The organism is Flavobacterium sp. Root935 (assembly GCF_001429295.1).
Taxonomy (GTDB): domain Bacteria; phylum Bacteroidota; class Bacteroidia; order Flavobacteriales; family Flavobacteriaceae; genus Flavobacterium.
In genome coordinates this window covers 295,601-317,362 of record NZ_LMJL01000012.1, presented here as the reverse complement: position 1 = coordinate 317,362, position 21,762 = coordinate 295,601, and the positions used below count along the sequence as shown (strand labels likewise).

17 protein-coding genes are annotated in these 21,762 nt (G+C 35.3%); 11 read left to right on the top strand and 6 right to left on the bottom strand.

Features of this window, described 5'->3' with window-relative positions:
* The first annotated feature begins 84 nt into the window (after positions 1-84).
* The 11 genes from ASE40_RS16135 to ASE40_RS16085 all read left to right on the top strand — a co-directional run bounded on the left by ASE40_RS16135 (position 85) and on the right by ASE40_RS16085 (position 17,795).
* Positions 85-1,086 carry an NADP-dependent oxidoreductase gene (locus ASE40_RS16135; RefSeq protein ID WP_057118117.1) on the top strand — a complete coding sequence of 334 codons (1,002 nt, stop codon included), beginning with the start codon at positions 85-87 and terminating at the stop codon, positions 1,084-1,086.
* Positions 1,087-1,777: 691 nt separating this feature from the next.
* Entirely contained in the window at positions 1,778-4,516 is a 2,739-nt protein-coding gene (locus tag ASE40_RS16130; protein ID WP_057118116.1) for a substrate-binding domain-containing protein, read from the top strand.
* A 230-nt stretch (positions 4,517-4,746) separates the two neighbouring features.
* Complete coding sequence (locus ASE40_RS16125; protein WP_057118115.1) at positions 4,747-6,105, top strand: sugar porter family MFS transporter; 1,359 nt, start codon at positions 4,747-4,749, stop codon at positions 6,103-6,105.
* Entirely contained in the window at positions 6,068-7,675 is a 1,608-nt protein-coding gene (locus tag ASE40_RS16120; RefSeq protein ID WP_057118114.1) for a glycoside hydrolase family 32 protein, read from the top strand. The genes ASE40_RS16125 and ASE40_RS16120 overlap by 38 nt, the downstream gene beginning before the upstream one ends.
* Positions 7,676-7,693: 18 nt before the next feature.
* Complete coding sequence (locus tag ASE40_RS16115) at positions 7,694-10,798, top strand: SusC/RagA family TonB-linked outer membrane protein (protein WP_057118113.1); 3,105 nt, start codon at positions 7,694-7,696, stop codon at positions 10,796-10,798.
* 15 nt (positions 10,799-10,813) lie between these two features.
* The gene (locus ASE40_RS16110) at positions 10,814-12,505 is read left to right on the top strand and encodes a RagB/SusD family nutrient uptake outer membrane protein (RefSeq protein WP_057118112.1); all 1,692 of its coding nucleotides are present in this window, start codon (positions 10,814-10,816) and stop codon (positions 12,503-12,505) included.
* A gap of 19 nt (positions 12,506-12,524) precedes the next feature.
* Positions 12,525-13,922 (top strand): DUF4960 domain-containing protein, encoded by a 1,398-nt coding sequence (locus ASE40_RS16105; protein WP_057118111.1) that lies wholly within the window; start codon positions 12,525-12,527, stop codon positions 13,920-13,922.
* 19 nt (positions 13,923-13,941) lie between these two features.
* Positions 13,942-15,498 (top strand): glycoside hydrolase family 32 protein, encoded by a 1,557-nt coding sequence (locus tag ASE40_RS16100; RefSeq protein WP_057118110.1) that lies wholly within the window; start codon positions 13,942-13,944, stop codon positions 15,496-15,498.
* A gap of 24 nt (positions 15,499-15,522) precedes the next feature.
* Positions 15,523-16,428 carry a carbohydrate kinase family protein gene (locus tag ASE40_RS16095; protein WP_057118109.1) on the top strand — a complete coding sequence of 302 codons (906 nt, stop codon included), beginning with the start codon at positions 15,523-15,525 and terminating at the stop codon, positions 16,426-16,428.
* Positions 16,429-16,711: 283 nt separating this feature from the next.
* Positions 16,712-17,122: a nuclear transport factor 2 family protein gene (locus tag ASE40_RS16090; protein WP_057118108.1), complete on the top strand. Its 411-nt coding sequence runs from the start codon at positions 16,712-16,714 to the stop codon at positions 17,120-17,122.
* 148 nt (positions 17,123-17,270) lie between these two features.
* Positions 17,271-17,795: a TetR/AcrR family transcriptional regulator gene (locus ASE40_RS16085; RefSeq protein WP_057118107.1), complete on the top strand. Its 525-nt coding sequence runs from the start codon at positions 17,271-17,273 to the stop codon at positions 17,793-17,795.
* Between the two features lie 268 nt (positions 17,796-18,063).
* Here ASE40_RS16085 and ASE40_RS16080 read toward each other — a convergent pair whose 3' ends face one another.
* The 6 genes from ASE40_RS16080 to ASE40_RS16055 all read right to left on the bottom strand — a co-directional run bounded on the left by ASE40_RS16080 (position 18,064) and on the right by ASE40_RS16055 (position 21,709).
* Positions 18,064-18,702 carry a hypothetical protein gene (locus ASE40_RS16080; protein ID WP_128414985.1) on the bottom strand — a complete coding sequence of 213 codons (639 nt, stop codon included), beginning with the start codon at positions 18,700-18,702 and terminating at the stop codon, positions 18,064-18,066.
* Positions 18,703-19,048: 346 nt separating this feature from the next.
* On the bottom strand, positions 19,049-19,354 hold the full coding sequence (locus ASE40_RS16075; RefSeq protein WP_241774383.1) for a hypothetical protein: 306 nt from the start codon (positions 19,352-19,354) through the stop codon (positions 19,049-19,051).
* 148 nt (positions 19,355-19,502) lie between these two features.
* Positions 19,503-20,057: a YceI family protein gene (locus tag ASE40_RS16070; protein ID WP_057119787.1), complete on the bottom strand. Its 555-nt coding sequence runs from the start codon at positions 20,055-20,057 to the stop codon at positions 19,503-19,505.
* Between the two features lie 5 nt (positions 20,058-20,062).
* Positions 20,063-20,431, bottom strand: coding sequence for a c-type cytochrome (locus ASE40_RS16065; protein WP_057118105.1), 369 nt, complete (start codon positions 20,429-20,431; stop codon positions 20,063-20,065).
* A gap of 20 nt (positions 20,432-20,451) precedes the next feature.
* Positions 20,452-21,294, bottom strand: a complete 843-nt coding sequence (locus ASE40_RS16060) for a DUF5777 family beta-barrel protein (RefSeq protein WP_057118104.1) — start codon at positions 21,292-21,294, stop codon at positions 20,452-20,454.
* 7 nt (positions 21,295-21,301) lie between these two features.
* Complete coding sequence (locus ASE40_RS16055; RefSeq protein WP_057118103.1) at positions 21,302-21,709, bottom strand: OB-fold protein; 408 nt, start codon at positions 21,707-21,709, stop codon at positions 21,302-21,304.
* Between the last annotated feature and the right edge of the window lie 53 nt (positions 21,710-21,762).

Here is a 21,762-nt window from a genome sequence, read left to right as displayed (position 1 = left end):
TTTTTCCAAAACTGGCTTTCAATCTGGTAAATTCTAAAAAAACTACGCTGCCTTAAGCAGTAATTAAACTTTAAAACATCTAAAATGAAAGCATTTGTAATTAATAAATACAGTAAAAAGCAAAGTCTGCAGCGTGTAGAACTTTCTTTACCAGATGTAAAAGAAAATGATATATTGGTCGAAATCCATGCGGCAGGTGTCAATCTTTTAGACTCTAAAATAAAAACAGGAGAATTTAAACTCATTCTACCCTATAAACTGCCGCTCATTTTAGGTCATGATGTGGCAGGAATAGTTGTAAAAACAGGAAAGAATGTAAAAAAGTTTAAAACTGGGGACCAGATCTATGCGAGAGTCTCAGATTACCGAATAGGTACGTTTGCCCAGTTTATTGCCATTGACGAAAAAGATGCCGCCCTGAAACCTACAAATCTTTCGATGGAAGAAGCTGCATCTATTCCGCTGGTAGGGCTTACATCGTGGCAGGTTTTGGTTGAAAGAGCTGGAGTAAAATCAGGTCAAAAAGTGTTTATACAGGCGGGATCTGGTGGAGTTGGAACTTTTGCTATTCAGCTGGCCAAACATTTGGGTGCTGTAGTTGCTACTACGGCAGGTGCTCAAAGTACCGGCTTATTAAAAAAACTTGGAGCTGATATTGTTATTGATTACAAAAACAGTGATTTCGAAAAAATCTTGAGTGATTATGATGCAGTCTTAAATAGTCAGGATCAGAAAACACTCGAAAAATCACTGCGAATATTAAAACCAGGTGGCAAACTAATTTCTATTTCCGGACCGCCGACACCTGTTTTTGCAAAAGAAATCAAAGCTCCTTGGTTTGTAAAAATTCTCCTGTCATTACTAAGTTCTAGTATCCGTAAAAAAGCAAAACATAAAAACGTAGACTATTCTTTTTTGTTTATGAAAGCAGATGGGGAGCAGTTAAGTGAAATTACTAAACTTATCGAGTCTGGCGTAATCAAACCTATTGTTGATAAAATTTTTCCTTTCGAAAAAACAAACGATGCGTTGTCTTATGTAGAAAGCGGAAGGGCTAAAGGAAAAGTTGTCATTAAAATAAAATAACATTTTTACCCGAAAGCAAAGGTTTTTATGCATTCATATTTGTGATGTAAAAACTTTTTCTAAGATTTTAATCGGCACTTTTCAGTTTCAAATTAGCATTTATTTCACCTGATAGTTATGAATATTTTTCTTTTTCATTATTCATTGTGGCCCTAGCAGGTAATTTATAAACGATAATCAAATATTGTTTAAATTGGAAAATACTGTTTAACTGATTTGCAGTATAAAAAATGCTTTTTTGAATCGAAAGTGCCAGATTAATAATTATAAAGATTAGAACCTAAAAATCCGGAAGAACTTGATTGGTTAGTACGTGAAACTAATTTGGGAGTTGCAATCAATATAATTCCTAACTATATGCGAACAGGCGCTCCTTTTCTAAATGACATTCTCGAATTATACTTGTAAGTATCCTAAACTTACCGGGATGTCCCTCCTTATTTAGACTTTTTACTATTATACTTTTAAATCTTATAGAGTAAAATATAAGCATGATTATTATTTTACATCAGATATATTATTCGCTCATTTGTGTACATGAAATAAAAGTTTAATTTTACTTTTTTAATTATTAGATTTTCTTACCGCTTGTTATAGTAAAAATATTCCTTCCTAATTTTTTTCACAAGCAGCTGGCTCAATAAAGTATTGTAAGAACTTATTTTTTTATTTACATAAACCCATAATTTCGATGTATAAATTTTTAAAATATACTTTGATACTTTTTATAGTGTCATTAGGTCTAATCTCCTGTAAACAAAAACTGAGTGATAAAATAAAAGTTGGATTTTCTCAGGCCATGACTACTGATGACTGGCGTAAGCAGATGAACAGCTCAATGAAAATTGAAGCCTCATTGCGGCCTGAAGTCGATCTGACTATAAAAGATGCTAATAACAGCATCGAGAAGCAAATAGAAGATATTGAAGGATTCATATCTAATAAAGTAGATGTCATTATTGTATCCCCAATCCAGTCTAAACCTTTGACGGCAGTTGTAGAAAAATCAATAAAAGCCGGAATTCCTGTTCTTATTGTAGACCGGAAAATTGAAGGAGAAAACTATACTGCTTATCTTGGAGCTGATAATATTGAAATTGGCAGAATTGCAGCGCGATATATTATTTCGCACGGTAAAGGTTCAGGTAAGATTATAGAAATAACAGGAGCAAACGGTTCTTCACCAGCGTATGAGCGTAGTTTAGGGTTTGATCAGATTATTAAAGAAAATAAACGTTTCAAAATTGAAAAAATCATATTTGGTGATTGGGAAAAAGAGTCAGTTAAAGCGCCCCTAAAAGCGATTCTTTTGCAAAATCCTGATATCGAATATATTTTTGCCCATAATGACCGTATGGCTTTAAGTGCCTGGGAAACTGCCAAAACTGCCGGACTGGAAAAGAAAATTAAATTTATTGGTGTTGACGGACTCAACACAGTGAATGGGGGAATAGAATTGGTTAAAAACGGAGTTTTAGACGGAACAGTGCTGTATCCGACAGGAGGAAATGAAGCATTGAAACTGGCTTTAAAAATGTATTATAAAGAAGCAGTTGCAAAAAATAACATTCTCAATACGATCGTAATAGATAAGAATAATGCTGAAATTATCGAAAATCAAATGGATAAAGTCGATCAGCAGCAGACAGTTATTGAGTCTCAGCAGGGAGCAATAAAAGTTCAGGAAAGAGAATATGCTTCGCAAAACAATCTGGTTCGATTACTGAGTTTTTTCTTAGTGATTATTTTGAGTCTGACTATTTACAGCATTTATTCAACTATTTCTATTTCAAAGAAGAAAAAACAGCTTGAAAAAATTAATCAGACTGTTATTGACCAGAATAATGAAATTCAGGAAATGGCTCAGCTTGCGGCTAAAAGCAATGAAGCAAAACTCAATTTCTTCACAGGACTTTCACATGAATTTAAAACTCCGATAACTTTGATTATGAGTTATGTAGAGTCGCTGATTGAAAATGAAAAAATTAAGGGAACTGCCCTTATCGATGAAGTAAAACTAATTCATAAAAACTCAAACAGATTATTGCGTTTGATCAATCAGTTATTGGATTTCAGGAAAATTGAAGAGCAAAAATTTACCCTTAGGGCTTCCAGTACAAAAATTTACGATTTCACAAATGAGGTGATGGCTAATTTTAAAGGCGAAGCTGCCAGAAGAAATATTGATTTTCAATTAAGCTGTAAAAACAAAAATCTGGAACTCTTTATTGATCGCGGTTTAATGGACAAAGTATATTTCAATTTGCTGTCAAATGCTTTTAAATTTACGCCCGATAATGGTAAAATTAGTATTTCAATTGTCGAAAATCAGGATAATACAGTACAGATCCATTTTAAAGATTCCGGAATTGGAATCCCTGATGATGAACTTTCAAATGTTTTTGATCCATTTTTCAGGGCCTCAAATAATAATAAAAACAGTTCAGGCATTGGATTGCATTTGTCAAAAGAGTTTGTGCTTTTGCATCAAGGAATTATCGAACTGAAATCCAAGCAGGGCAGTGAATTTGTCATTACATTATTAAAAGGAAGCAGTCATTTACAGCCTGGTGAAATTATTCAAAAAGCCGAGAACCTAACCAGTATTCCAAACTTAATTACTGATAATTTAAATATAGAACCCGATTTAAAAGAATCAAACACCATTTCTGATGCTGAGAAACACACTCTACTTATTATAGAAGACAATGTAGATTTGGTTAACTTTTTAAAAGCAAAACTGTCCAATGAATATGTAGTGTATAATTCTGATGGAAGCGATGCGATTCAAAAAGCATTAGAAATTATTCCGGATATTATAATCTGTGATATTAATTTAGTAGATAAAGATGGTTACGAGATTAGTAAAGAATTGAAGAAAGATCTTCGTTCTTCTCATATTCCAATTATTATTTTAACTGCGCAGAGTAATAAAGAATCTGTTTTGAAAGGATTGCAAAGCGGAGTAGACCAGTATCTTACGAAGCCTTTCAGCCTATCTATTTTGAAACAATCTATATCAAGTTTGCTTTTTAATAGAGAGAAACTTCGTTATTATTATACTAATAATATTTATCGTGTTGAGCCTGAATCGAAATTTGGCAATCAGGAACAATCCTTTATTACCAAAATGAATGATATTATTAAAAAGAATGTCGAAAATCCTAAATTCTCTGTTGAAGATTTAGCCGATAAACTTGGAGTTTCCAGAGTTCAGCTGTATCGAAAAGTAAAAGCAATTATCGGAATTAATATCAGCGACCATATTAATAATGTAAAATTAGAGAAGGCGGCAGAGCTTTTAAAGTTAAATAATATGAATATTTCTGAAATTGCTTACTCGCTGGGATTCTCTTCTCCCAATTATTTTTCTACAGCTTTTAAGAATAAATTTGGAATTTCACCAAAGGAATACAAATCCTCAAATTAATATTGGTTTAAAATTGATACAAATCAGGTATCAATTTTAAACCTAATGTAACAAAATCGAAACTACACGGTTTTCGTAAATAAGTTTTAAATTATGTAAAGCCTTGCAAATAAAGCTTTTAGTTTAAAAATATCAAACTATCAATAATTATAGAATAAAATTGTAACATCATTAAAAATAAGTTGTTTTTATTGCGGATATCTTAGCAACAAGTTTTTAATACATCTACAATGAACAAGATATTGATTTGGTCTGTTACTGCTGCACTGGCAGGTTTTCTATTCGGTTTTGATACCGTAGTTATTTCTGGAGCTGATAAACAACTACAGCTTCTCTGGCATTCATCTGATGCTTTTCATGGATCTGTTGTTATGGCAATGGCACTGTGGGGAACAGTCGTAGGTGCTATTTTTGGAGGAATCCCAACCAATAAAATAGGACGTAAAAAAACACTGTTTTGGATCGGAATTTTATATTTCATTTCTGCAGTTGGTGCTGCTTTTGCCAATGATCCTTATGTTTTTGCTGCTTTTAGGTTTATTGGAGGTTTGGGTGTTGGCGCTTCAACCATTGCTGCTCCGGCGTACGTTTCAGAAATTGCTCCAGCTGAAAAACGAGGGAGATTGGTTGCTTTGTATCAGTTTAATATTGTTCTGGGTATTTTAATCGCGTTTATATCTAATTATTTTTTAAAAGACATTGGAGAAAATGCTTGGCGCTGGATGGTTGGGGTTCAGGCTATTCCGTCTGTTGTTTATATTCTTTTTATCATAACAATTCCAGAAAGTCCAAGATGGCTCCTGTCCAGAAACCGTGATGAAGAAGCGCGTAAAGTACTCCTTAAAATCGATCCCTCGGCCTCTCTTTCTTCCATTATGGATGATTCCAGAGAAAATGGAGTGACGAAACATGAAAATATATTCATGAAGAAATACCGTTTCCCTTTAATCCTAGCTTTTTTAATTGCTTTTTTCAATCAGTTTTCAGGAATCAATGCTTTTTTATATTATGCACCCAGAATTTTTGAAGAAGCAGGTTTAGGACAGAACACGGCTTTATTAAGCAGTATCGGCATTGGGATCACCAATCTTATATTTACTTTAATTGGAGTAGCATTAATTGACAGATTAGGAAGGAAGTTGTTAATGTATATTGGTTCTATTGGATATATCATTTCTTTAGGATTAGTTTCTGCTTCATTTTATTACAATTGGGGAGGATTATCAGTACCCATTTTTCTTTTCCTGTTTATCGCTTCACACGCCATCGGTCAGGGAGCAGTTATCTGGGTTTTCATCTCAGAAATTTTTCCAAATCATATCCGTGCATCGGGACAGGCATTTGGAAGTTCAGTGCATTGGGTTCTGGCAGCGATTATTCCGTCTTTAATTCCAATGTTATTTTCAGAAATAGGACCAGATGCCGTATTCTTAATTTTTACACTAATGATGGTATTACAGCTCCTGTTCGTAATTTTTATGATGCCGGAAACTAAAGGAATCTCTTTAGAAGTATTAAGCGAAAATCTAACCAAAAAAAATATCAAAAAAAATGAAATCAAAGAAACATCTGCCGCTGGCATTCTATAGTGCGATACTCCTTTCAGCAGGGGGATTTATACCGTACTCGGCTGTTGCACAAACAACTGCTGTTTCAGTATCAGCCTCGGCTGAGGAACAAATGTACCGCCCTAATTTTCATTTTACACCCAAAAAAGGCTGGATGAATGATCCTAACGGAATGTTCTATGCAGATGGGAAATATCATTTATTCTACCAGCATTTTCCTGATGGAAATAAATGGGGACCAATGCATTGGGGGCATGCGGTCAGTAAAGATCTGATTCAATGGGAAGAATTGCCTATCGCAATTTACCCGGATAAGGATAAATATATTTTCTCAGGAAGTGCTGTTGTAGATATAAATAATACATCAGGTTTAGGTATCGGAAATACGGCGCCAATTGTAGCGGTTTATACGCTGCATGATATGACAAAGGAAAAAGAAAATAAAATTGATGTTGAGCAGCAGGATATTGCTTTCTCGAATGACAATGGTTTTACATGGCAGAAATTTGAGGAAGGAAATCCTGTCGTGAAAAACCCGGGAATTCGTGATTTTCGTGACCCAAAAGTGACTTGGGATGAAACCCATAAACAATGGATAATGGTTTTAGCAGCGCAGGACCGTTCCCAATTTTATAAATCCAAAGACTTAAAAAGCTGGCAATATTTATCTGATTTCGGGAAAAATATTGGGGCACATGGAGGTGTTTGGGAATGTCCAGATTTTTTTGAAATAAAAGTGCAGGGTACAAATGAAACCAAATGGGTTTTAATTCAGAGCTTAAATCCAGGAGGTGCAAATGGAGGTTCTGGAACGCAATATTTTATTGGAGATTTTGATGGAACTGCTTTTACATTAGACCCAAATTTTGCCAAAAGAATAGAACAGGAAAAAGCCGTCTGGATAGATTACGGAAAAGATAATTATGCCGGTGTAACCTGGAATAATATTCCAAACTCGGACGGGCGAAGATTATTTATCGGCTGGATGTCCAATTGGGATTATGCCCAAGATGTACCGACAAATGTCTGGAGAAGCAGCACTACGATCGCTAGAGAAATTCAGCTAATAAAAAAAGGAAATGAGTTCAGTCTGGTTAGCATTCCTGTAAAAGAAATCAATAAATATATTTCTAAAACAATCAAAGGCAAAAGCTTAAAAGGTAAAGGTAATCTTTCTATTCCAGAAGCTGCAAAAGTTGATTTAACTAAGGCAATTATTGATTTTAAGCTAAAAAACATAAAACAGGACACCTACACTTTTATGCTTTCAAATGATAAAGGCGAGTCTTTGACATTCGGAATCAATAATGCAGCTCATTATTTATTTGTGGACCGTTCAAAGTCTGGAAAAAATGATTTCTCAGAAAAATTTGCTGCAACGATTACCAAAGCATCTTTAGGCGGTAGTCAAAAAGAGGGTGCTTTTAAAATTATTCTGGATAAAACATCTATTGAAATATTTTACAATAATGGCGAAAAAGTTATAACCGAAATCTTTTTCCCGCAGCAGCCATTTACATCTCTTTCGGTGTCTTCAAAACAGACAATAGAATTAAACAACCTCGTAATTAACCAATTAAATAAAAACTAACTAAAAACCACTAACCTCATGAAAAGTAAAATTATTTATTTTCTATTTTTCTTCTTTCCCATGCTGATGATGACAGCTCAGGAAAACGGAGTAAAGGGAACGGTAATTTCGGCAGATGACGGAATGCCGCTTCCAGGAGCAACCGTAATTATTTCGGGTACAAATACCAGTACAGCAACAGATTTTGATGGAAATTTTTCCTTTCAAAATGTTGCTTCAGATGCCGTACTTGTAATTTCGTTTATCGGATATGCGCCGCAATCTATTTCTGTTAACGGGCAGAAAACGATCAATGTAACGCTGAAAGTTGACAACAATCAATTGAATGAAGTTGTAGTAACCGGTTATTCCAAACAAAAGAAAACGGATATTACAGGAGCAGTCGCAGTTGTGAACATGAAAGAAGTCATGAAACAGCCAGAGCCAAACCCGATCAAAGCTTTGCAGGGAAGAGTTGCCGGAGTAAAAGTGTCTTCAGATGGTTCGCCAAGCGGAGGAAATACAAAAGTAGTGATCCGCGGTGTCGGGACGCTGAACAATACAGATCCGCTCTACGTAATTGACGGAATGCCGACAAAATCTGGAATGCATGAATTAAATCCTAACGATATTGAAACCATTCAGGTGCTGAAAGATGCTTCTTCAGCCAGTATTTATGGCTCCCGAGCTTCAAATGGTGTGATTATCATTACAACCAAAAAAGGAAAAGAAGGTAAAATGAGAATCAATTTCAGCACATATGCTTCCTTTTCTGATTATTCAAGAAAGTTAGATGTTCTCAATGCGAACCAGTTTGGTCAGGCACTTTGGCAGGCCAATATAAACGATGGTTTAAATCCAAATAATAATAACCTTCGTTATCAGTTTGACTGGTCGGTAAATAATAATAAACCGCAATTGAATAAAGTTCTGGTTCCAGAATATTTAGATGCCGAGCAAACCATAAAAGCTTCAAATACTGACTGGTACGATGCGATTTCTCAAACTGGAGTTGCCAATTCTTATGATTTGTCTGTTTCGAATGCTTCAGATAAAGGGAGCTACGTTTTTTCATTAGGATATTACGGGAACGAAGGCGTGGTTAAAACAACAGATTTTGAAAGAATCTCTGCCCGCATGAATGGGTCGTATAAATATTTTGACGGAAAGCTGGTTATTGGCGAGAATTTCAGTTTAAACAGAACTAATGAAGTGACAGATCCTGGTGTTCTAGACCCCGCACTTAGAGCTTTACCAATTATTCCGGTGCACACTGTAGACGGAATTGGCTGGGGAGGACCAGTCGGAGGGATGAATGACAGACAGAATCCAGTTCGTCTTTTAGAATACAATAAAGATAATAAATACGATTATCTGCGTCTTTTTGGTAACGCTTACGCGGATTTAGAAATCATTAAAAACCTGCACATCAAGACCAGTTTCGGAATGGATTACGGCTTTTACAAAAAACGTACACTGCAGAGAAGCTACAAATCTGGTTATCTGCAAAACGATCAGACTTCTGTTACCATCGATCAGTCTATCAGTGACAAATGGACATGGACAAATACTGCAATTTATAGCCTGAATTTTGGAAAAAGCAATCTGAATCTGATGGCAGGAACAGAGATGTACAAAGATACTTATGATACAAATACGCTGCGTAAGAACGACTTTTTGATTGAAACTCCAGATTATATGTATCCCGATGCAGGAACAGGAGAATCTTTTACCAGCGGAACTTCTACTGTATATTCTTTACTTTCTTATTTCGGAAAAGCAGATTATGAGTTTGATAATCGATATCTGGTTTCGGCTACAATTCGTCGTGATGGTTCTTCCCGTTTTGGAAAAAACAATCAGTTTGGAACTTTTCCAGCAGTTTCAGCAGGATGGAGAATCAGCAACGAAAATTTTATAAAAAACAATGCTTCTGTTTTTTCAGATTTAAAATTAAGAGCAGGCTGGGGACAGACTGGTAATCAGGAAATCAGCAATACAGCGGTTTATTCGCTTTATCTGGCAAGTTATGCGGGTGGAAGTCCAACATGGGCAACTTCTTTTGGAACAGCTTACGATATTGCAGGAAACGGAAACGGATTACTTCCGTCTGGTTTTATTGCGACTCAGTCTGGAAATGATGATTTGAAATGGGAGACAACTACACAAACGAACATTGGTTTGGACTTTGGTTTATTCAAACAAAAATTAAGCGGATCTGTAGATTATTATATCAAAAAAACAGATGATATTCTAGTATTGCCACCTTATTTAGGAGTTATTGGAGAAGGCGGAAACCGTTGGGTTAATGGAGCTTCTATGGAAAATAGAGGTTGGGAGTTTTCTTTAGGCTATCACGATGAAACTTCATTTGGACTGAAATATGATATTTCCGGAAATATTTCGTCAAACAAAAATAAAATTACACAATTGCCAGATGAAGTAAAAAATAACTACGGCGGCGACGGACTGGATGATAATATTTTAGGGCGACCAATCAATTCGATGTACGGATATGTTACTGACGGATTGTTTACAAGTCAGGATCAGGTGGATAATTCGGCAATTCAGGAAGGGAAGGGTCTTGGAAGAATCCGTTACAGAGATTTAAATGGAGACGGGGCAATTACAGATAAAGACCGCACGTGGATTGGAAATCCAAATCCTGGACTGCTATACGGCATTAATTTAAACTTGTCTTATAAAAACTTTGATTTTACAACCTTTTGGGAAGGAGCAAGCGATGTAGATGTTATCAATAATACCAAATATCAGACTGATTTCTGGAGTGTTGATGATGTGGGATCAAACAAAGGAACCCGCCTGCTTAATGCATGGTCTTTAGACAATCCAAATTCTACAATCCCAGCATTGACAACTGTTGACAGAAATGCAGAGTCGAGATTTTCAACTTATTATGTAGAAAATGGAAATTATCTTAAACTTAGAGTTTTGCAGTTTGGATATAGTTTTCCTAAAGAATTACTGAAGAAACTAAATATGGAGAGTTTTAGACTTTACATAAGCGGACAGAATTTATTGATTATTGATGCCAAAAGCTTCACAGGAGTTGATCCGGAAAATGCAGGTTTTGGATATCCTCAGCCGACAACCTTTACTGCCGGTCTTAATTTTACTTTATAATAAAAGATTGAAAAAATGAAAAAAATACTATATATAGCAGGATTTGCAGTGATGGGTTTTTTGGCTTCCTGTTCCGATTTTTTAGAAAATGATCCGCGTGGGGTGTTGTCAGAAGAAGATATTGTTACACCTCAGTCCGTTGAAGGATTTATGAATGCAGCTTATGCACAGTTAGGAAACGATCATTATGATTCTCCGTATAGTCTGTGGCCATTCGGAAATGTCCGCTCAGATGATGCTTACAAAGGAGGAAGCGGTACAAATGATATTCAGGATTTTCACTTTTTTGAAGTATCCAATAATATCAGACCTGATTTTGGAGAGTTGGATTCTTTCTGGTATATCAGCTATGTAGGAGTTTCAAGAGCCAATAAAGCCTTAAAAGCATTAGAGCAGCTCTCAGAAGCGGATTATCCACTGAAAAAAACACGAATGGCTGAAATGCGTTTTTTAAGAGGACATTTTTATTTTATGCTGAAAATTATGTTTAGAGATGTTCCTTACATAACAGAAGATATTCCAGTAGAAGATTATAAAACAATTTCAAACAAAGCGCTTTCAAACGAAGAACTTTGGAATAAAATTGCAGAAGATTTTCAAGCTGCTGCAGATAATCTACCCGAGACACAGCCACAGGTAGGTCGCGCCACTAAAAAAGCGGCTTATGCTTATCTGGCAAAAACAAGATTGTATCAGGCCTATACGCAGGATGAAACATTTAAAGTTACAGGCATAAATCAGCAGCATCTGCAGGAAGTAATTGCGGCAACAGATAACGTAATTGGAAAAGCTTCTTTAGAACCTGATTTTGCAAACAACTTTCTTCCCGGAACTTACGAGAACGGACCAGAATCTATTTTCTCAATCCAGTTTTCTGATAATGACGGAACACTTTATGGAAGGCTGAATTTTTCAGATGTGCTTTCTACTCCCCAAGGTTTAGGATGCTGCGATTTTCATAAGCCAAGCCAGAATCTAGTGAATGCCTTTAAAACAGGCGTAAATGGTCTGCCGGAATTTGATACTTATAATGATCAGGATTTTGATTATAAAAACATAGATGCTAATACAGTTGATCCGAGATTATATCATACCGTTGCAATGCCAGGTCTGCCTTATAAATATGATCCTGAATTTCTATATGTTGAAGCCTGGGTTAGATCTCCAGGAACGTATGGTTATTTTGCTTCTCTAAAGGAAAATGTTGCACCAAGCTGCAGCTGTGTGGTAAATATTGATCCGTTTTATGGAAATTCAAAAAACAGAATCCAGATTCGCTATGCTGATGTGGTTCTGATGCGTGCCGAAGCTTTGATTGAATTAGGAAGACAATCTGAAGCTTTGCCTTTAATTAATGAAATAAGAGAAAGAGCTGCACAGAGTACAGGAAGACTGCCTTACGTAAACAATTTTAAAATCAATACATATGTGGACGGAAGCAATTGCAACTGGACACAGGATTTTGCCCGTAAAGCTTTGCGCTGGGAACGTCGTTTAGAATTGGCTATGGAAGGAAGCCGATTCTTCGATCTTGTTCGCTGGGGAATTACAGATCAGGTTATGAATGACTTTTATGCAAAAGAAAAAACAAAACGTACCTATTATCAGGATGCTTTTTTTGATGCACACAAAGAAGAATACTGCCCAATTCCGTTGAAGCAAATTAATTTCAGTCAGGGATTGTATAAACAGAATCCAGGTTATTAATCCTTAAAGAATCAGCAAAATGAAAAAAGCTTTAAATAAATATTGGACTAAAATGTCTATAGTTTTGGCAATGATTTTTATGGTTACTGCCTGCGAAAACAGTTTTGAAACTGGCGGATTTGATGTGAATTCGCCTTCAAATGTACTTTCATTTAAATTAAACGGAGTTTCAGGAAGCATTAATCAGACAACAGGGAAAATTACTGTTGTAATGCCTTACGGATCAGATATAACAGCCATAAAACCAGAAGTTGTTTTTGAAGAAGGAGCAACGTCAAATCTGGAATTAAATTCAGCTATTAATTTTACAAATCCAGTAAAATTCAGAGTGGTTAACGGTAATTTATACAAAGATTACACAGTAACAACAACCGTTTTAAGTCCAATTAAAAGTTTCACGATCAATGGTGCAGCAGCAATTGTAAACGACATCAGCAGAACAATTAATTTGACCTTACCTGAAAATACTGACTTAACAGCGCTTAAACCAGTGATCGAAGTTACAACAGGCGTTACAATTTCACCAGTTTCAGGAGCAACAGTTGATTTTACAAATGCAGTCATTTTTGTAATAACATCAAATGGCAAAAGCGTTAATTATACTGCAAATGTCGGAGTTCCAGTTACAGGATTAACAGTTGCATTTTTAGGAACTGCAGCTACAAGATCAGGAATCACAAACATGGATGAAGTTACAGCTTCAAACTGGTTATTTGATAATTTCCCGGGAGCTAAATATATTTCCTTTGAAAGTCTTCAGAACGGCGCAGATTTAAGTGATGTCGATGTGATTTGGTGGCATTTTGATTCGGCTGCAAATTTACCTTCTATTGCTTATAATCCTGCCGTTACCACTGCACTTAAAAATTTTAGGGCAAATGGCGGAAACCTGCTTTTGACTTCTTTCGCTTCACAATACGTTGATGCTTTAGGAATTGTTCCATCAGGAAAAGGACCAAATAATGTTTTTGGTGATTTTCCTCCAAATGGATTTGTAGACGGAAATTCATGGGGAATGTCATTTGTTGGTCATGAAGCCCATCCAATATTTCAGGGTTTAACCACTTTTGAAGCTGGAAAAGCTAATTTGCTGCAAAGCGGCACTTTCAGATTAAATCATACCGCATGGTGGTTTTTACCGGAATGGGGCGGATACAATAATGGAGAAGGTTGGAGAAACCAAACGGGAGGAACTAATCTGGCAAGTGAAGCTTGGGATAATGAACTGAACGGAAGGGTTACCATTGCAGAATTTCCAAATACAAGTACAAATAAAAATGTAATTGTTATTTCAATGGGGGCTTACGACTGGTACAATGAAACCAACAGCAGCGGCGTGCCAAGCCAGTCTAATGAGTTTATTGCAAACATCAGACTGCTGACACAAAACAGTATCAATTACCTAGCGGGAAAATAAATCACTTGAATTTAATACAATGAAATACAGAAATATAATTACAATTGCTCTCGCTTTCTTTTGGTTTGCTTCGTGCAGTCAAGATGAAACTTATATTGGAGGTTCGATTTCAGGAGGCAATTCTGAAATAACAAGTGTTTTTCCTGTTCCGCCAGCGCAATGGATGGGCGCAGACGATCCGTACTATAGCGCGGGTTATACTGGAGATATAATGCCTTTTTTTGATAACGGAAAATTTCATATCTACTTCTTGCATGATGCACAGAATAAACCAGCTGGAAAAGGATTTCATGATATTCATGAATATCAGAGCATAGATCTGGCGCATTTTACTTATGAAGGCCAAACCATTCCGTATGGTTCAAACCTTGAACCTGATTTTGCGATTGGCACTGGGTCAGTTATCAAAGCGGGCAGTCTTTATTATTTCTATTATACTGGACATAACGAAACTCCAGCTTTTGTTCAATCCAATGCAAGAGAAAGCGTATTATGCGCAATTAGCAGCGACTTGAAAAACTGGACAAAAGTTCCGTCTTTTAAAATAACTGCACCGACAGGATATTATAACTATGATTTTAGAGATCCTCATGTATTTTACAATGATGAACTGAAAAAATATTCAATGCTGGTAAGCACACAGACAGAACCGGGAAGGAAAGCAGTTCTGCTGCATTTTACAAGTGCTGATCCTGCATCAGGAAAATGGGATGTTGAAGCTCCGCTTTATACTACAACTCTCGAGGATAATTATCTAATGATGGAATGTGCGGATATTTTCAAGATGGGAAGTAACTGGTATTTAATGTTTTCTGAGAATTGGAGCGGAAGCAAAGGTACACATTACAGAATTGCATCATCTATCAATGGTCCCTGGACAAAACCTCAGAATGACAGAATTGACGGAGAATATTTCTATGCAGGAAAAACGGCTTCTGACGGAAATAAAAGATATGTTTTTGGATGGAATGCCAGAAAAACACCTGAAAATGATTTAGGAAATAAAGATTGGGCGGGGAATATGGTTATTCATGAATTGATTCAGAATTCAGATGGAACTTTAGGGACTCAATCTCCGAAGTCAGTAAAGGATTTATTTTCTAAAAAGAACGCTACTGCTGAAGTAGATGCCATTTCAGCAAATGTAACAGCCAATAATGGAACCTATTCTTTATCGGGAGAAACAGAAAAAGCAACGGTTACTTTTAAAAGTATTGGAAAGAAAGTTAAAATAAAAGCAGAAGTCACTTTAACGAAATCTTCAGGAACAGCTGGATTTGTTTTTCATACCAATGATACAGGAAGTTACTATAAAATTGTTTTTGATATTGCTAATGGAAAAATAAGCGGTTATAATTCGGCTTCGCAGGAAGTTACTCGTTTGCCTTTTGCCTTTCAGACAAATGTAAAATATGATATTGAAATAATTACCGAGGGAAGTGTTGTTGTGCTCTATATTAATGGAAAAGCAGCGCTCACCAACCGCATTTACGGAAGAGACAAAAACAAATGGGGATTAATCGCTGAAGGACAGACAAGCACAATCTCAAATCTTCAGATAACTCAGCCAGAATAGAAATTAATAATAAAATATTTTAGAATGAATAACGGAAAAAACCTTAAGGCGGTGGCGTACGGAGAGGTACTTTGGGATGTTTTTGCCAATGAGAAAAAGATTGGAGGGGCACCGCTTAATGTCGCCCTGCGCATGAAAACTTTTGGCTGCGAGGTGGCTATGATTAGCTGTGTAGGAAACGATCAAGATGGCAGAGTGATTAAGGAAGAGATAAAGAGTCTGGGACTTAAAACCGATACAATAGTTACCTCAGAAGATTTTCCAACTGGTCTGGTAAATGTCACTTTAAACGAACGAGGTTCGGCAAGTTATGAAATCAGCTACCCGTCAGCATGGGATAAAATTGTATTGAATGAGCAGGCTGAAAAAATAGTGAAGCAAGCAGATGTACTTATTTATGGCAGCTTAGTCTGTCGAGATGCTGTTTCAAGAAAAACTTTAAAAGAACTGTTGAATTCAGTGGCTTACAAGGTCTTTGATGTCAATTTAAGAAAACCGCATTATTCCTATGAAATTTTGCAGGAATTAATGAACTCAGCTGATTTTATTAAGTTCAATGATGAGGAATTGCTAGAGATAGCAACAGCTATTGAATCTCCTTTTACAAGTCTGGAAGACAATATGCATTTTATTGCAGAGAAAACAAAAGTAAGGGCTATGTGTGTCACTAAGGGAAAACACGGAGCCTTATTAATGTGGGAAGGAGAGCTTTATCAAAATGGAGGATATCCTATTAAGGTATCTGATACAGTTGGAGCAGGGGATTCCTTTTTAGCGGCTTTAATCACATCACTGCTTACCGATAAAGCACCTCAGAATGCCATTGATTTTGCCTGTGCGGTAGGAGCTCTAGTAGCCGAAGCTCCAGGAGCAAATCCAGAAATTTCACCTTCAAGAATTGAAAATCTGCTGGGAAAAGTTAAAATTTGATTTTAAGCTTAAGCGAAGTATTAATATTTATCTACGAAAGTAAGCCTGATGCCTTTTGGCATCAGGCTTTTGTTTTTCAAACCAGAAAAATCTAAAGGATTACAAAAGGACAATAGTCTCTGTTTTTTGATTAAAAAATTAAAAGTAAAAAAATAAACAAAAAATAGACAGACAAGTTTGTCTGTTTTGTTTTTTTGTTTTAAATTTGTCCTGTCTAATTATTACTAGATGTATAATCGAAATAAAGGACTAAGAAAGTATTAACAATTTAATTTATTAAAAAATGGAACAGAAACATCCACTACCACCGTTTACATTTGAATCAGCACTACAGAAAATTCAATTTGCTGAAGATGCATGGAATTCCCAAGACCCTGAAAAAATTTCTAAAGCATACACTATTGACAGCGAGTGGAGAAATAGAGATAAATTCGTAAACGGCAGGGAAGAAATTGTCAAGTTTCTTGCCGATAAATGGAAAAAAGAGCAAAATTATAAACTGAAGAAGGAGTACTGGTCGCATACCGATAACCGCATTGCTGTAAGGTTTGAATATGAGTATATGGATGAAAAAGGTGATTGGTTTAGGGCGTATGGTAATGAAAATTGGGAATTTGATGAGAATGGGTTGATGGCCAAGAGATATGCCAGTATCAATGATTTGCCAATCACAGAAGAACAACGAAAGTTTTAATAGCGGAAAAATGTATTAGAAACAGGATTAGCAAAATTTTACTGCAGCTAGTTCTGTTTTTTTTATAAATCAAAGTCCAAAAGACATTTTTTAGCTAGATTTGANTTTTTTTTTTTAGTTGTATATTTGTTCCAAAATAAATCAGCTCATGATATCTCCAAAAGAAAGAATTATGGATGTAACCTTTGGCCTCTTTGCTAACCAGGGTTACAATTCGACCGGTATTAATCAGATTATTTCTGAAGCAAAAGTTGCCAAGGCTAGCTTTTACCAACATTTTAAGTCCAAAGAAGATCTATGCGTAGCATTCTTAAACGCAAGACATACATATTGGTTCAATGAACTCAATAATTTTATAACCGACAAAAAAGATACTAAATCAAAGATTTTGTCATCGTTTGATTATTTAATTTACATGAACTCTAAGGAAAATTTCAGAGGGTGTAGCTTCTTAAATATTTTATCTGAAATCCCTAGTGATAATCGTAAAATACTGAACGTAATTCAGGATCATAAGAAAGATCTAAGGAAATTTTTTTCAAATTTTATTAAGGATGAAGTTTTATCGGATCATATATATATGCTTTTTGAGAGCTCTCTAATAGAGAGTCAGATGTTCAAGTCTAATGAAATGATAGAGAAATCTAAAATCATTATCAGCGGTCTAATTTAAAATTGCCCTCAATTAGTTTTTTCTTAAACAGATACTTCTTGTTTTAAAAAATTTACACTTAGTTGCCGGGGCTTGCCAATCACTGGCTGACAGGAAAACAACAAAACCTATTGATGTTTTCTAAGAAACTAGTTTTGAAACTTGTCGTATTTCTCATTTGCTTTCAAAAAATAATTTGTCAGTCGCCTACAGAAATTGTGGCAATACGAATAAATAATAACCGCTCAAAACTCTTTGTATTAAAAGTACTAGAGTTCTTAGATTAATTTTATCCGTTTTCTTTAGTAATTTTAAGATCGGTGAAATGGGCCAATGTTCCAGGACCAACCCAAAGGCCAATACTTCCCCGCAGATTTTTACCCTGTTTCAGATCGCTGACAATGAGTGTTGGCTGTGAAGCTCCGTTGACGTAAAGTTTTGCGGTTTCGTCCTTTATCTCAATCTTTATTTTGATCCACTCTTCAGGCTGCATGTCAGCATAAGCTTCATATTTTTCAGGAGTTTCTTTCCTTAGTTTTTCCCATGGATATCCAGGAACTGAGATATATTGTGTGGAGTGGTTTCTACGAACCTGATCATTTGCCCGGCCGTTTGTAGGACGCAAATAAAATACTTCCATTTTAGAGGCATCATTACTCACGCGAAAAGCAATACCAACAAATCCGCGTGCGGTTTCTCCAGCACTGGCAAGCGTTTGTCCAGAAATAGACGCTTCAATTGTTCCGTTGTGAAAATCAATATCCTTCAGGATCGCAAGTGTTTTTTCATCATTGGATAGTCCCTGAACCTGTAATGCTTTTTTACCTTTGTAATCAACCTGCTCTACAGTAACCTGTGAGCAAATTACCTTATAAGGACTAAGTGTAATATTTTGAGCTTTGGTCTGTGCATGGACCAGAAGACCCAATGCAAACGTAAACAGCAAGTTTTTTATCATCTTATATATTCGTTTTACTCTTATTCTTTGCAATATAATAAAAATGATGTAAACAGATAGTCAAATGGAGCTAGGCCGATACTATAATCGAATTTCTCGTTATTAAATTGTAAAAATGAAATGCAAGAAACATTTATTTTTTACTTAATGTAAAAGATACCGTCTTAACTTTTGTGGTAAAAAAGGTTTCCATTTCAAAAACTAGATTATTTCCGTTTTGTTTTAAGTTACAAATTGGGATAAAAATGTAAAAGGATTTGTTTTGGAGTTTCTACAACTTGTCTGCGAATTGGGTCAAACCATTCGACTTCTTTCGTTACCTCTGCACAGCATTATTTTTTGAATTGAAAAAAGAGCTTTTAATCCTGATTTTGTCATCGATATAAAAATGTTTAAGCTCAACAAAAAAATGCTGGGTAAACATTAAATCTTTATAACAAATCAGTTCATGATTTCCTTCATGCAGATCGAGATTCAGAGTGTTCAGTTTCTCTTTTGAAAAACCATTATAAAATAAAAAGTGATACAATAATCTGACTGAGTATGAAATGTATGCGGCACTTTCCATAACCATAAAATCATTCACATCTTCTCCAGTAACTACGTAGTTTTTGCAGATCATCTAATTTTGATTGAGGTTAAAAAAAAGAGGCCAGCTTATATAAAAACTGACCCCAGAACATTAGTCATGTTTAATGAGGTTCTAAATCAATAATTCGATCCAGATCTTTGAAGAGTGGTTTCTTTGCTAAAAAGCACCTTTTAAAAGATTACTTAACTAATAAAAAATTGTAATTGATTTTTATTTTATCAGCAACTTTCTTTCTAACAAGACTTGGTATTTCAATATCAAAATCTTCTGGTTTTACTTCAAAAGAACCAATTGCATTAACTCCGTTCGCAGCTTTAGAAATTTTTATGATTACTGTTAAAGGTTTTGTTTTGCCGTGAATGGTAAGATCGCCTTTTAAGGTAAAATTTTTAGGAGTATTGATAATCTTAGAAATATCAAAATCTTCTATTTTGCCTTTTAAAGTTGCTTTCGAGAATTTTTCAGATTCCATGTAATTTTCATTAAAATGCTCTTCCATTAATGCAACTTTGAATCGGAATCCTTTTATTAAAACCAAAGAAGCAAAATCACCAGTTAACTGATCAAGAACTGCAGATACAGATTTGTTTTCGGCTGCAACTTCCTCATAAGAAGGCATCGAAGCCTGAAATTTTATATTTCCTGTTTTTGTAATTAATTTTTGTGCAGAAGCATTTGTACCTACAGTAATAATTAACAGCAAAAAGAAGAAATTTAGCAATGATTTTTTCATAATGATTAATTTTCTTTTAATCCGTCCGTATTCCATTTTACGATTAAGTCAATATTAGCCTGCGACATTCTTCCGCCTTGAGGCATAAGCCCCTGCTGGCCGTTTTGCAATTGAATTCGGTTTAATAAACCAGAATTTTCAACAGCCGCTTTAACTTCTGCAAAAGTAGTTAGAGGTCTAAACGCTGCAGATCTTCCGCTTGAATGACAGCTGATACAGTTGGCATCAATAATAGATTTTACATTTTTACTATAAGTAATTGAAGTTGTTGGATTCGTCGGCGTTGTTGGTGTTTCGATATCCTGAACTGTATCTGAGTCACTACAGCTTGCCAATGCAGCTAATAAAATTGTAAGTAAGATTGTTTTTTTCATGATTTATTGATTTATAGTTATTAAAATACTCTGTATAAGTTAAAGCCGAAGAAGAAATCACCTTTACCCCAGTCACCAGATGCATTCGTAAGGTATCCGCTCTCGCTCATAGATTGTGAATTGGTAAAGATTAACTGAAATACATGCCCGCCTGTTTCTACGTCAAGTCCTACAGATAATGGATTTTTATAAAAGTCGGGCTTATCAAAATTGTGCATGTATTCTAAATTAACAGATAGTCTTTTAGTGATTTTATAGCGTCCGCCGCCGCCAAAAGAAAACTGATTATCTCTTTCGATATCAGGATTGTAAAGGTTTTTGTGGATAAATGACGGTACTAATTCCAGTGACAGTTTTTCGCTGATCTTTCTCGATATTAAAACCTGCTGTACATACGTAAGACGATGCTTAAATTCTAAACCAGGATATTGATCTTTCTCTAAGAAAGTGTTAATATCTGCAACGCTGTAACCAACAATGTCCAAAGGAAAATTATCGTTTTGTCTGGCAACTCTGTATTTTAATCCTGTTTCATACATTTTGTTTAAGGTATGTCTGGAAAGACTTACCGATAACCAGTCGGTTACGCCATAAATACCGCCTAGTTTTGTAGTGGCATTATCAAGACCAAAAAAACTGTCGAAACCATCTTTAACGCTGCCAAATCGATGTGATACTACAAAATAAAACTCTTTTTTTGCTGGCATTTTTGTGGTCTGCAGTGTTACCAGCTGTAAAGCTTTAAAAGTTGCGGTTGAGTAATTTTCTTCTACCTGAGTAGAATCAAGACCCTGCAGCAAGTCATCTTGTGAATATGCCACGGCCGTCAGAAAGAAGCAGATTGGAACTAAAAATTTCTTCATAAATTGATTAATTGATTTGTTTGTTTAATAATGTGCATTGATCTAATTTGACTTCTTGAAAAAGTTCATCATATCCAATGCATTTACCTTTAACTCTTGTTATAGTATTAGCAGATTTATTTTTTAATTTTTGAGTGAAGAGACAGAAAACAGTATTTTCTAGAGTGATCACAGAATCTGTTTCTTTGGTTACCATTCCTGTAATTTCAATAGTCTTATTGAGATATAAAGAATCTGCTGTCTTAGGATTCGTGTTATAATCTTCCAGTAGTTTTGTGGCAGTTATACTGAAATCAGGCGTTTCTGATTCGATATTCCGTGCTTCTTTAAATAGGAATCCGTAGTAAAAGTAAATACCGGCTGAGATGATAATCAGTAATATAGCAGTTACTATTGCTGTTTTTCTTCTTTTCATTTTTTATTATTTTGATAAGATTTAATAGTAAAACAGCCTTGATAAAGATTACC

Bases quoted from the DNA above. Each gene is read 5' to 3' on its own strand.
- ASE40_RS16135 (WP_057118117.1), top strand. From the start codon at position 85: ATGAAAGCATTTGTAATTAATAAATACAGTAAAAAGCAAAGTCTGCAG.
- ASE40_RS16130 (WP_057118116.1), top strand. From the start codon at position 1,778: ATGTATAAATTTTTAAAATATACTTTGATACTTTTTATAGTGTCATTA.
- ASE40_RS16125 (WP_057118115.1), top strand. From the start codon at position 4,747: ATGAACAAGATATTGATTTGGTCTGTTACTGCTGCACTGGCAGGTTTT.
- ASE40_RS16120 (WP_057118114.1), top strand. From the start codon at position 6,068: ATGAAATCAAAGAAACATCTGCCGCTGGCATTCTATAGTGCGATACTC.
- ASE40_RS16115 (WP_057118113.1), top strand. From the start codon at position 7,694: ATGAAAAGTAAAATTATTTATTTTCTATTTTTCTTCTTTCCCATGCTG.
- ASE40_RS16110 (WP_057118112.1), top strand. From the start codon at position 10,814: ATGAAAAAAATACTATATATAGCAGGATTTGCAGTGATGGGTTTTTTG.
- ASE40_RS16105 (WP_057118111.1), top strand. From the start codon at position 12,525: ATGAAAAAAGCTTTAAATAAATATTGGACTAAAATGTCTATAGTTTTG.
- ASE40_RS16100 (WP_057118110.1), top strand. From the start codon at position 13,942: ATGAAATACAGAAATATAATTACAATTGCTCTCGCTTTCTTTTGGTTT.
- ASE40_RS16095 (WP_057118109.1), top strand. From the start codon at position 15,523: ATGAATAACGGAAAAAACCTTAAGGCGGTGGCGTACGGAGAGGTACTT.
- ASE40_RS16090 (WP_057118108.1), top strand. From the start codon at position 16,712: ATGGAACAGAAACATCCACTACCACCGTTTACATTTGAATCAGCACTA.
- ASE40_RS16085 (WP_057118107.1), top strand. From the start codon at position 17,271: ATGATATCTCCAAAAGAAAGAATTATGGATGTAACCTTTGGCCTCTTT.
- ASE40_RS16075 (WP_241774383.1), bottom strand. From the start codon at position 19,354: ATGATCTGCAAAAACTACGTAGTTACTGGAGAAGATGTGAATGATTTT.
- ASE40_RS16070 (WP_057119787.1), bottom strand. From the start codon at position 20,057: ATGAAAAAATCATTGCTAAATTTCTTCTTTTTGCTGTTAATTATTACT.
- ASE40_RS16065 (WP_057118105.1), bottom strand. From the start codon at position 20,431: ATGAAAAAAACAATCTTACTTACAATTTTATTAGCTGCATTGGCAAGC.
- ASE40_RS16060 (WP_057118104.1), bottom strand. From the start codon at position 21,294: ATGAAGAAATTTTTAGTTCCAATCTGCTTCTTTCTGACGGCCGTGGCA.
- ASE40_RS16055 (WP_057118103.1), bottom strand. From the start codon at position 21,709: ATGAAAAGAAGAAAAACAGCAATAGTAACTGCTATATTACTGATTATC.